At 36.3% G+C, this 12,619-nt stretch carries 6 protein-coding genes; all 6 read right to left on the reverse strand.

The annotated features are described in order from the left end of the window. Nucleotides 1-2 precede the first annotated feature (2 nt). The 6 genes from BST93_RS11180 to BST93_RS11205 all read right to left on the reverse strand — a co-directional run bounded on the left by BST93_RS11180 (nucleotide 3) and on the right by BST93_RS11205 (nucleotide 12,371). Nucleotides 3-1,505 (reverse strand): glycoside hydrolase family 30 protein, encoded by a 1,503-nt coding sequence (locus tag BST93_RS11180; RefSeq protein ID WP_105019224.1) that lies wholly within the window; start codon nucleotides 1,503-1,505, stop codon nucleotides 3-5. Continuing rightward, entirely contained in the window at nucleotides 1,505-2,767 is a 1,263-nt protein-coding gene (locus BST93_RS11185; RefSeq protein WP_146105020.1) for a glycosyl hydrolase family 17 protein, read from the reverse strand. The genes BST93_RS11180 and BST93_RS11185 overlap by 1 nt, the downstream gene beginning before the upstream one ends. Before the next feature lie 58 nt (nucleotides 2,768-2,825). Further along, a complete protein-coding gene (locus BST93_RS11190; RefSeq protein ID WP_105019225.1) occupies nucleotides 2,826-6,275 on the reverse strand; it encodes a 1,3-beta-D-glucan phosphorylase, GH149 family in 3,450 nt (1,149 codons plus the stop codon). 147 nt (nucleotides 6,276-6,422) lie between these two features. Continuing rightward, nucleotides 6,423-7,244: a glycoside hydrolase family 16 protein gene (locus BST93_RS11195; RefSeq protein ID WP_105019226.1), complete on the reverse strand. Its 822-nt coding sequence runs from the start codon at nucleotides 7,242-7,244 to the stop codon at nucleotides 6,423-6,425. Nucleotides 7,245-7,256: 12 nt separating this feature from the next. After that, nucleotides 7,257-9,179 carry a carbohydrate-binding protein gene (locus BST93_RS11200; protein ID WP_181072615.1) on the reverse strand — a complete coding sequence of 641 codons (1,923 nt, stop codon included), beginning with the start codon at nucleotides 9,177-9,179 and terminating at the stop codon, nucleotides 7,257-7,259. Nucleotides 9,180-9,188: 9 nt separating this feature from the next. Then, nucleotides 9,189-12,371, reverse strand: coding sequence for a glycoside hydrolase family 2 TIM barrel-domain containing protein (locus BST93_RS11205; RefSeq protein ID WP_105019227.1), 3,183 nt, complete (start codon nucleotides 12,369-12,371; stop codon nucleotides 9,189-9,191). Nucleotides 12,372-12,619 lie beyond the last annotated feature (248 nt).

Raw genomic sequence — 12,619 nt, forward strand, 5'->3', positions numbered from 1 at the left:
AGTTAATTTTTAGGTTTGATTACAATCGTTTGAATTGCTTGAGCGTCTACAGTAATTTTAGTTTCGCTTTCGCGAAAGCGAACACCTTCAAAATTCAATTGAAAGTTTATTTTATTCTCTCCTTCATTAAAAACTACTACCACAATGGATCCATCTGGGTTTTGCGCTGCTGTAGCGATTAAATCTGTATCAGTCCACTTAATATCCAGCACCACTGCATCTGGTCTTATGAACCTGCTGAAATGAGTCATTACGTAATAAAGCGGTGTGAAATACACCTCATCACTTTCTGTATCTACTAATACTGGGGCAGCGCACCAATTTTTAAACCAGTTAGGACCACCTTGTTTATCTAGAACCATGTTCCAATCTACCCAACCGTCAACCCAATTGTTCAAACATCCAATAATGTCTCGAGCATAACGGTTTACTGGAGCGTATTTAGGATGCAAATGTTTTTGGTCCTCTGGTGCCCAATCCCAACCCCAATCGGTAGCTTCTTTTTTCCAGTACCAGGCATCATTCTTCCATACTGGCACCTCGCTATCAATACATCCTTCTGTTTCGATCAGGTATTTAGTAGGCGCTTTTTCATGCGCATACTGTAATTCCTCTGGAAAGACTTCATAGGTACTTTCATACCAGTGAATAGCCGTACCATCATAGTATTTAGAACTTTCTTGCGAGGCGTACATTACATCTACCCATTCTCTAATTCCTGCACGATTTTGGTCATAACCTAGAATGATTTTATCGCCATATCCCTTTTCCTCTAGATGTGGACCTAAATGATGTTGAACAAACTGGGTCATTTCTTCGGGTGTGTAATGCATGCTTTCCCAATTATCACCATTACCGTGTGGTTCATTTTCTACTGTGAAACCCCAGATAGGAATTCCTTTTTTTTCATATTCTTCTACGTACTTTGAAAAAAATAATGCCCACGTATCATAATATTCTGGCAGTAGCTTTCCTCCTACCCATTCCTTGTTATCCTTCATCCATGGCGGCGCTGTCCATGGTGATGCAAACAATTTAAATCCATCGGGTGAGATTTTCATAGCCTCTTTAATCATGGGGATAATGTCGGCCTCATCCTCTTTAACAGTAAAATGCTGGAGTTCCAAATCGTCTTCTACGGGAGCATATGAATATTGGGATAAAGAGAAATCACAGCTATTCATGTGCGTTCTATTTAGGGAATAATTTGCACCATCTGCACTGAAATAGGCTTCTAATACCTCTCGCCGTTTTGATTTACTCAAATTGTTTAATAGATAAGCACTACTTTCAGTAAACGCACCTCCAAATCCAGTAATCTTTTGATATGTTTTATCTGGATTAATGTTAATGGTAGAAACACTATCCAACTGTTCAAAAACTTGAACCTGAGAAAGACTGTTACCAGCCGCTGATGTTTCATACACCGTAATATCAAAGGGTGTTTGCTCTGTACAACTCAACAGGCTACCAATTGTAAGTAAGGAAAGTAAGCTCTTCTTCATTATTGTCCTCTTTTTATTGGTGGTGTACTCACTGATTTAAGCAGGGCAATCTCATCTCCGTTAAAGGTTTTATTGATTGGATTACCATCTCTAGAGAGATTTTTATATAGGTCTTGATCTACGAGGTCCCACAAAGCATATTTTGCCTGACCGTTTACAGAAAACAATCCGAAGTGATTTTCACTTCCTTGCGGATTTTCAGCGTCTTTCCACTTCTCATCAAAAGCCTCAAAATAGAAACAAGTAACCTGATTCTTTATAGACCATTCTCTTATAAGCTTGTAATAAATACCTGCTTTGTATTCATCAACTGCTTTTGAACCTGTTTTTCCATATAACTCATTAGAGAAACTCGCCCAGCCCGTTTCACCTATATAGACAGGTTTATCTTCACCTATACTCTGTACATAATTAACCACGCTTTCATACTGATTAATAGCATACTGCAAGGATTGCTGCATAACTATTTCGATTTGCTTTTCTTTAGAAAGTCGCGCTTCATTTTCTTGGACACCCCAAAAAACAGGGTTGTAATGCGTGTCATGCATAGGATAAGTATGGATGGAGATAAAATCAACCTCGCGTATCAATTCATTCAAAGCTGGTACATGATATTGTGTATCGCCGCCGCCCCAACTTGCAAAATTATCTGAACTTGTAATCCATAAATTGGTAGGTAGCTGTCCTTGTTTTTTAAGATCCTGGAGATGTTTTACCCATTTTAAGATAATGTCTGGCTGGACATAATAACTGGTCGCCCATTTAACCATTGCCTCGTTTCCTACTGCGATTATTTTAATAATGTCAGGATATTCTTGAGCTAGGGCTACAGCTCTGCCTATCTCGTCTTCATTTTGTTCACTTTCAATATCGTGGTTCACGGGCTTTCCTGTCCACGCATTTTTACAATCGATCCATGCTCCTAACATGACATACATTTCAAAATCAGGATTTTCAGCTTTTAGTTGTCTTATTGCCTTCAAAACGTTGGTGGCGTGCGGCAACTGTACATTATAGGTGCGAATAAGTCTCACATCCATAGCATTTAAAATTCTTAAATCCTCTTTTATTTGATCGATCGTTGGTTGCTTATCACGAGTCATTTCCCTGTATCCACCATAGCACATGGCTTGATAATTTGATTGGGACAACAACTCTTGAGCAGTCATATTCTTATAGGTTTTTAGAGATGGTTCCACGACTTCTTTTTTACAACTATTTAATAGAAGTAATAGAAGAAATAATGTCAATGGAATTCTCATTTTTTATTTATCATTTTTAGGTTATTGTTTACGCTTTCGCGAAAGCGTAAAAACTATTCTATTTTAAATCTTCAAATACATGTACTTCTATCATCTTCACGAGCCCTGATCGTTTAAAAATCTCACGACTGTGCTGTGCCGTAAGTTGTCTTTCACCTTGCTCAATAACATTACCATCAGACAGGTGTAGACGAATGATATTTTCTTTACTCTTGTGGTAAATTACTGGTACTTGACAGTAGGTAAATGCGAGAGAATTTTTAGATATAGCTATAGATTGTGCCTCTTGATTTACATCTAAATATTTAAATTCTGTACTTGAGGTGAGAAATTCGGCAGCTCTTAACAATTTTGGTTCAAATTGAATTTTACCATCTGTCACGATGATACCTAACTCTCCTATTCTACAAAGTATATCTTCTTTTACTTGACCAGTCATCCCTGGTTGCTGAGCTCCTTTTGTTGCAGGTGTGTGAGAATACGGATCTGTAGGGAAAGCACCATATAATTGCGGTGTTTTATGAACTCCAATTCCTGCTTGAACTTCATAGTAATGATCTAGTAAAAAGCCTATAGTTTTAGGATCTATGTTTTCTTTTATGGCTGCTAAAACAGTTTCTTGAATAGCTAATAATAGCTTAGAAACCATATGCCAATAAATCGATCCTAAACCTTCATAACCAAAGAAGGTTCCCGATCTACCAGTAAATTCTTTATGATTAAACACTTCTTCAAAAATTTCCTCTAGTAAAGAAGACTCTTGATGTATCAACGGTGCATAGCTTTCATCTAATTCTTTAATTGAATTTCGAAGGCTATCGACATTATTAAATTGACCGCTAAAGTGATAATCTCCAATTACATCCTGAGTAATGATTTGCTTGTTATTATTTTCTACTAGTTTTTGAAGTAATTGAGAAGATTCAACTAGATGTTTTGGAATAATGTTCTTATCAGTAAAACCTTTAAGCTCTTTGTTGGGATATAGTATATAGCTGTATTGATCTACACGGAATAAAGAACTTTGTTTTAAGGCGTTTAGTACATCAAGTGACTTATGGGCATTCAAATATCCAGAGCTGAGCACTGCCACCTGACCTTCTAACATTTCTGATAAATAAGAAATTTCTATTTCATCACCCTTTATAGTCATCAAGTTATAGGCGTGGTATAAATTATCCTTACGCTTATTTGCTACGATACTATGATCTAAATATTTGAGTGAGATTTGTACAAATCTCTTTACCGTATCGGTTTTTACCTCAGTTTTATTACCTGAAAATCTTTGGTTATAAATTAAATGACGGTACTCACTTGCTGCGATACCTAATTCATCAAGTATTGATTTCCTTGTCTTATTATCAATAGCTCCGTTAAGAACTTTCTCATAATTGTTTAATGTGGTAAGCAGTGACTCGAAATAAACGACAAATTCTTGCGAAAAAGAATATGTAGCTTCTTCTGATTGATCTAGTATTTTATGAGTGAAGTTCAAAAACCTACGCAAGTAATAGAGAGTTACCATGCTTACACCATTACCTACTAGAGCATTATTTGCATCATTCCATTCTGGTCGTTGGGTATTTAACCATATTCCAGCTTCAGGAATGAAGTTTGACATTTTGGCCAGAACAGTTGCAAGTAATTTTTCTAAGAAATTAACCTTATAAATGGTTTCGTTTTGGCTTTTTAATAAAGCTCCATCTACTCCTATTTCTAATCTTTGATTCTCTATATACTCTTGTGCCTTATGATCAAAATCAATCGTATCCTTAGGGTTATTACAAATGTCTTGATAAGGTTTGATAACATAAGGTACGTTGGCGTACACGAATAATTCCTGAGAGAAATAACTGATTAATTCTCCTGGGTGATAATTTTCTTGAAACTCTAAAAATTTAAGTAAGTATATGATTTGATGATCGCCCCAATACCCTATGTAAGACCATGGATCATCTTCTTCAATCGTTTCCCAATCAAATCCTCCTTTTGTTACTCGGTAAGGATTATAACCGTCAAACGTAGTGGCATTTAAAAATTTATGAATCATTCCTTCCATAAACTCAGGATAACTGTGTGCAAGCGCTTCCCAATTCTGGAAAATATCTCGCCAGTTACCTTGATAGTCAAGAATCTTTGACCCATCTACTTCATCACGAGTATTGATTGAAAATTTATTCCATGGACGACTAGGGTCTCCATGTCTTCTACTGAATTTTAAAGGTAAATATTCTAAACACAGTCGTTTTAAATCTATATCGCTGGATACATCTACAAAGTGTTGTAAATCAAATAAGGTAAAAACACTAGGTAATTTCTCTATTTGCTCCTTTAGTGAAGCATAAACCTGTTTATTCGCTTCCTCCAGGTAACTTTTAAAATCAAGTTTTTCAATGTTATAACCTTCATCAAAGATTCCACCACGCATGATGTTAAACATGGTATTTGCAAAATGTCTATTATTGATTAATGGGTCCTCAGTTAACTGTATTCCGTCACTTGCGGCGGTTAAAGCTATAAGTTGTTCAGTTCCTTTTTCAATTGAGGCAAGAATGTTTTGATACAGGTTTTTATCAGATTCAATTTGTTGTGCAATTTCATGAACATCACCTATGGTTTTATCTACATCAGCAATAAACATCCATTCTTTGGATTCATTTGCTTCAAGATCAATGAAACTACCATTAAAATAGGCACCTTTTTCTGCCTTAATATCATACTCATTGAATAGACTTTTCCCTTTTCTAAAATCGTTGACTTGTCTATTAGAAAGTAAATAAGTTGCATTATCCAGTCCTAGAGACCAACATATGTTTGCCATCAACGATTCACTAGGCTCCGCCTTATCTACGATTACAGCACTAAGAGTAAGTAATCCTATACCTGAACCTGCATGTAGCTCAGACCTTTTGTATGCATCAACTAGATTGCTAGATGCTTTTTGTAAATCCTCTCCTACATTTGCTGGTAATAAATCCTGTAATCCATCAAGAATTTCACATTGTATTGCTGTTTCATTATGATTGAGTAGCTCTGATATTCTTACAAAACCAAATTGATCTGATGAGTTCCAGCTATACTTAATGGTAAGCTTAAGATCATGATTAATTTCCTCAAACAGTACTTTATTACCGTATTTATTTTTATAAAGATTTCTGGTAGTCTTGTATATACCTTCATACCTATCAGAAAATGGTTCCCACAGGTAGGTTTCATTCTCAATTGTGGCTTTTATGATCGTTTTACTGCCTGTAGAATCAGCATTTCTGGTTATTTTATCATCTGTATAGTATGGAAACAAGGCGTGATCGCTATTCTTACGACCAGCTGTTAAACCTCCATTACTAGATATAAACATCCAGTGATTGTAAGCGCTCACAATACTCATAAAGAATGGACGCATCGCATCTACATTACTAATTTTGTAGTAACTCTCACCTTTTATATCAACAAGACTTCCCTTAACTTCCTTTTCTTTAAAAGAAATATTTTGACTTCCTAACTTCATTAACTAAATAATAATCAATATTTTACAAAAAACATTTTGGAACAATCGGCATGTAATCGTCCTAGTAGCTTCATATTGTTACGCTTTCGCGAAAGCGTAAAAACAAAAACTATCCTGCTTGAATTAAAAATTTATATTTCCTACTTGCTATTCATAAACCCGTACATAATCGACTTCTAAAACCTGTGGAAAAACGGTACTAGAACTAGGCGATCCAACGAAAGATCCACCAACGGCCATATTTATAATGATATAAAATTCATTATCATTAAAAACCCACTCGCCAGGAACATCATCGGGAGTAATTTGATTATATAAAACATCATCTACATAATAATTGATGTAATCTGGACCCCATTCAATTCCAAAAACATGAAAATCTGTATCGAATCTTTCGGTTACTAAATCATATGATTTTGAAATCGAATTTGCGCCACTATAACCAGGGCCATGTACAGTCCCTAAAACTATGGTAGGATCTTGACCTCGATACTCCATGATATCAATTTCACCTATTTGTGGCCAGACTTGAGTTCCATTATTATCATCTCCTAATAACCAGAAAGCTGGCCAAATTCCTTGTCCCCATGGTAACTTCATACGAGCCTCAAATCTCCCAAAGGTTTTTTGAAACTTACCCTTTGTCAAAATACGTGCACTTGTATATCCAGAACCTTGAAAATTCTCTTGAAGCGCTGTTATTTTAAGAACACCGTCTTCAACAATGACATTTTCTGCTCGATCTGTGTAATACTGTAATTCATTATTTCCCCATCCAGGAATGCCTTGCGCAGTTCCATCACCAATATTATAATCCCAAAGGTTAGAATCTGGTGCACCAGGATTATCAAAATTATCCTCTAGCACTAATCTATTCATGGTAGTTACCTGCTGTTGATCATCCGATTCACAGGAATAAAAGGCTGCTACAAAAACAGCTGGTAATAAAATCTTCAAATATGTTTTCATAATTTGATCTTCTTAATTTCTAAAATAAATATTGTCTACAAAAACATCAGTCCCTTCAAATGGCTGTGCCACAATAATGTATTGAGCAATATTGTCCCTATTTACTAATCCAGTAAAATCTGATAACGGTATGTCATGACTTACCCATTGACCGGTCGCTGGACTGGTGATGCTAACCTCATGTTCTGTATCATCTCCACCTCCGAAAACTCCGTTAGCTCCAAAATCAACGAGTTTTATATTAAATTGAGTGTAACCTGCCGACCAAGTATCAATTCTAAAATGTGTCATTCCAGTTGCATCAATGGTATTTGATGTAGTTTCAATTCCAGCAAAGCCTAGGGTAGCGTACTTTTTAACATCGTCGCCAGCTATCACTTCATCAGTGAGCGTTGTTGCAGCAGAAGACCAAGGAGTTCTAAATGTGTCCACAGGTACATTAGTATAGGCATTACTATAAAGCGATATTACATTACTACTAGGGTCTACTGGAGTAGGTGCAGCAACTACTGGTGATGTAGGTACCGTATAATAATAAATATTATCAACAAAAAGATTTGAAATTGTACTATCTGAAACGAAGAAAATTAAACCTAACTGATCTCTAGATGCTAGTCCCGTAAAATTTGCCAAAGGCACATCAAAACCTACCCATTGGTTTTCTTGTAATTGATTACTACTTAATGTTACGCTTCCAGAACTTTCATTACCACCTACGTTATTAATTAATTGAAGTCTAATAAAATCTCCTGGATCAATAGTTTCTCGTACTTGTAAATCAACGTGTATATGAGTCATTGAAGAAGCGTTTACAGTAGGAACATTAAGAAAGGTTCCTATACCTACAAAGTTTAAATCTGTATACGTTATGACGTTATCACCACCAAAATTAGCTGGTGGAGCACCACCTTGAGTGGTCTGTCCATCTGGTGTAAAAAATCCATTATAGTAATCTACCGGAATATTGTTGTAAGCATCACTAAAAACTGATATTACATTACTAGGATCTCTTGTTGGGACAGGTGCACTAGTAAAATTTCCTAATGAATTGATCGTCAACGATCCTGCTGCATCAATTCCTGCAAGGCTTGCAGAAATAACAGTTGTTCCAGGTCCACTTACCATTGCAATTCCACTGGAATCAATTGTAGCAACACTGTTATCAGAAGATGAAAAATCAAAATACGCAGGTGCAGCTGTAACCGTGATGTCTCCATTTGCTGAATTTAAAGTTTGAGTAAGTCCTCCTATAGGTAAATCACTACCAGTAAAAGAAGATGTCACTTGATCTTGTCCTTCCAAAATACGAGGTCGTGGTTGCGCTATGGTTCCTAATTTTTCAAACTGTAACTCATCTACCCAAAAAGTGTAGGCATTTCCTCCTGTATCTTGTGTACCTGCACTGAACCAGAACATACCTCTTTCTTGAGTAAGTTTTGACGCATCAGGAATAGGAATTATAATTTTTTGCCAGGCTGTGCTCAGGCTCACATTAGTTCTAGCTACTCTGAACCTATCACCTTCAAAATCAACACCAAATCCCATTTCACCTATTGTAACTCCTTGTGTTGCGCGAGCCCAAAATGTCAAAGCATCGTAATCACTTAAATCTCTAGGTCCGGCATCACTTCTAAATATAGCACCAGCAAAACTACCGTCTGGATCATTTGCATTAGGAACGTCTATTCTTATTGAAGAGTTACTTTCATATGCTACCTGATTATCGACTGAAAAAACATCTGGTTTTGCACCTTGAAATGGAAAGTAAAAATTGCTTCCCATTGCTACAAAATTATCAGTAAAAATCTCTCCTGTAGTTGGAAATCCAGCCTCAACAGCATCATCAGAAAGATCTCTTTCACAACTGATTAATACCATTATTAAAGCTAAAAAACTACCGATCGCTTTTAATTTATATACTCTATTTTTCATCATTTGCATTTTTTATTGACCTATGTTAATGTGAACGTACGTTCTGATTTCCCATTCTAAACCATCTGGAAAACCTACTGCGCTTATCGGATTAATTGGAGGGAAAGTATCTGCTGGAATAGCCGCTGGTGCATACCTTGGTGAGAATTCATTCAATGATCTCCAAGTTCCTCTTATACCTATACGAGTACTAGGTAATATAAACCAGTCTGGTTTACTAATACTAGTTGAAATATCCACCATAAATTGATAAGGAAATGTCAGGTTAAAATCTCGATGGTAATCGTATGGACCCCAATCGTTAAATTTTGCGTGAGCTTGTAGCATAAAGTTTTTATATATAGCTCGCAAATCACCACCATATCTTGTGATTAATCGGTCGCTATCACCATTTGCTTGACCATTACCATAATACCAGTTTGCGATCAAACCTAAATCAGGGCTCACCTTGGATACCATTCTAGAATGAATTTCCCATAAATCTTCAGCTGGTGCTGAATTAGGGAATATCAAGAAGGATCGATCTGCTTGAAATCCAATATGAGCATCCATAGTAGTAGGTAAGTGACGGTAAACAAATCCTAAATTCATCGCAAACTTTGCATCTTCCGCTCTATCATTATCCCATTCATACATCCAAGTTCCTGGAGTTGGGTCATAAGTAAACAAAATTTCACCAGCGGTTGTTTCTCTATTACCATCTCTAACAACAAAAGGATCGTCTATCCAGTTACGTAATCTTCCAGGTCCATCTACATCATTAGGCATGGCATCAATTAGTGGTTTACGCCACATGAAATTAGGCGCTATTTGAAAGTTTCCAACATTGTAAGCAATACCTGATAATACACTATTTTGATTCCCGCTACCGCTATCGATAAGTCTCCATCCTGTAAAAGTCTGAGTTTGATCAGATCCTGCATTGGCCACTAATCCCATTGTAGAGGCCATTCCGTACCATCTAAAATTGCCATTTTCATAAGTAAGCTTAAGTTTTCCACCCCAATTATCGGAAGATTGAATGCGGTCTTCAAAAACAGTATAATTACCTGAAGTTCCTGTTACATCTTGATAGCTTATACCATTAAGAGGACTTCCACCCCAAATTCCTCCTACAGTAATTCCTAGTTTACCAACTTGTCTATTTACTGCAATCGTAGCACGCTCAGTAGGCCAAGGCGGTATAATACCACTACGAGCTTGCACAGGATCAATGACTCTTCTTCCAGTATTCGGATCAATATCAATATCACGTTCAAAATCACGTTGATAAACACCAGCTACATCCCATTTCCCTAATTGTCTCCTGTATTTGAACATCATAGTAGGATTTGCTGCCCACCAAAGTTGCGGCCCAACAGCTGCTTTTAAACCTTCGAAAATTCCTTTCCCGTCTATTTCAGCTCCAAGGAATTCTCCTCCATAAATATCAAGATTAGGTCCGTAGTTTGCTTCTCTATATAAATTAAAGAAATCTCCTTCATAACCCCAATGATAATGACCTGTTCTATAGAAGCCCCTTAAATCAAAATCTTTGGCATTCCATTCAAATTCTGCTTGATAAATTTGGACTCTGTTTAAATCGTTTATATTGATTTCCTCATCATTAGTATCATCAACCACAACAGGTCTTACCCGGTTTTCGTAGAATATCTCGTTTATTGGATTTTGAGCAACATTACCTGTGATGTTTACATTAACTTCTGCTCTCATGTTGGCCGCTGGCTTTCCTTCAACTCCGACAAAGTAGGACTGCATGTGATCAAAGCCTAGTTGATTAGGTAAAGCATTACTATCAGGATCTGGATTGTCTGGTGTAGTAATTAAATCACCACCAGTATTAAATGTAGTGAACCTAGCACTTAGGTTACTTATTCTCAAAAGCTGACCATCGCCTCCATTTCCGGCCGCAGCTTTATCGCCTCTAGCTTTCAATACATATTCCATTAGATTTACTGACTTAAAATATTCAGATACAGTAATTAATGAAACACCTGGAGCATAAGGATTTAAATCATGTACATCTTTTAAAGCGTAGTAAGATGCTCTAGGATATAGCGTGTATAAACCGCTCGCGTTAGGTCTACCTTTTGCACAAATCCCAAACCATTCTTCATTCATGTTTTTAGATCCATTTTTAGTATCTAAGGTGTAACCACCAGCAGTCCAACTAGCTTCAGTGTTATGGATGTCTAAATCCTTAGTTTGTCCTCGTTTCCACCATCCATCACTGAACTGGAATGTAAATCCACCTATTGAGTTTTGAGCCTTACCTAAACCAGCAGCATTTTCATAAATTTCTTTCCAATTATTAACCATGTAATAAGCCTGCATCTTTTGATCTTCCTGCATTGCAATTGCATTAAAAGCATCTGATCCAAATTCTGAGAACATTAATGGTTTGCCAAGTTCATTCTTTACTCTTTCAAAAGCATCGGTAAAGGATACTCCACGATACATATTTGTTGCGTAAACATCTATATCTGGAGCATGTTCTGCCACTAATTCAAGGAATAACAAATCACCATTACAAATAGCGACAGGTTTGTTTGAGACTATTGATTTTATCTCGAGAACAGCCTCATTCATTAATGAATACATAGCCCTAGCTCTCTTTTTAATGGTTCCATCAGTTCCTATAGGAACATCTTCAGTTTCGGCACCACCCCATGACAAACCGTAATTATTTTCATTACCTAACATGAACATTAATAATCCTGGCGTATCCTTAAATTCATTAGCAAGCTTTTTTACTTCATTTAGTAAGAACCGCTTTGTTTTCGGATCGCTATATTCTGTGTTGGGCACCCAAACACCATCTATAGTTAAACCATACCTACCGAATGAATGATTTAGAAGGGTGTATATTCCATAATTCTCATATATATATGTTACCCATTTAGGTTGAATTCCACTATATACTCTTATGGTATTAACGTTCATATTTTGCAGCAGGGACATCTCAGCATCAAGAGCTTCTTTAATAAAGTCATCCGGTTGTGACCAAAAATCATAAGAATAGTTTGCTCCAATCGGAACATAATCCCAATTCATACCATTTATCATAAAGGGTTGACCATCTACGGTAAGAGTTTGACCACTAGCATTTGAAACTAATTCGACCTTTTGATTTTGACCGTGTAATTGAAAAACCACAGCAAGTAAAAGGAATGTTATTATGAAGTTCTTATTCATGTAAAATAATTTGGTTATGAATTGAAAACGATTTCGTAAACGCTGTCATTAACAAACCGATAACGTTTACATCGATAAATGTAAAAGTTGTTTTAAAAAAACAAAAGAAAATCACCTTTACTAAAATGCAACAAACATGCAATTGAAGAGTTACGCTTTCGCGAAAGCGTAAAAAATACTATCTGATTTATTTTCAAACATTTAAAATATCACAGGCTGATAAAATTTGTGTATTTATAGATTTCTGT

The sequence above is a fragment of the Nonlabens tegetincola genome, from assembly GCF_002954355.1.
In the GTDB taxonomy this organism is placed as follows: domain Bacteria; phylum Bacteroidota; class Bacteroidia; order Flavobacteriales; family Flavobacteriaceae; genus Nonlabens; species Nonlabens tegetincola.

What these genes read in the sequence shown, in the direction of transcription:
- BST93_RS11190 (WP_105019225.1), bottom strand. Translation starts at nt 6,275, where the DNA reads ATGAAGTTAGGAAGTCAAAATATTTCTTTTAAAGAAAAGGAAGTTAAG.
- BST93_RS11185 (WP_146105020.1), bottom strand. Translation starts at nt 2,767, where the DNA reads ATGAGAATTCCATTGACATTATTTCTTCTATTACTTCTATTAAATAGT.
- BST93_RS11205 (WP_105019227.1), bottom strand. Translation starts at nt 12,371, where the DNA reads ATGAATAAGAACTTCATAATAACATTCCTTTTACTTGCTGTGGTTTTT.
- BST93_RS11180 (WP_105019224.1), bottom strand. Translation starts at nt 1,505, where the DNA reads ATGAAGAAGAGCTTACTTTCCTTACTTACAATTGGTAGCCTGTTGAGT.
- BST93_RS11195 (WP_105019226.1), bottom strand. Translation starts at nt 7,244, where the DNA reads ATGAAAACATATTTGAAGATTTTATTACCAGCTGTTTTTGTAGCAGCC.
- BST93_RS11200 (WP_181072615.1), bottom strand. Translation starts at nt 9,179, where the DNA reads ATGATGAAAAATAGAGTATATAAATTAAAAGCGATCGGTAGTTTTTTA.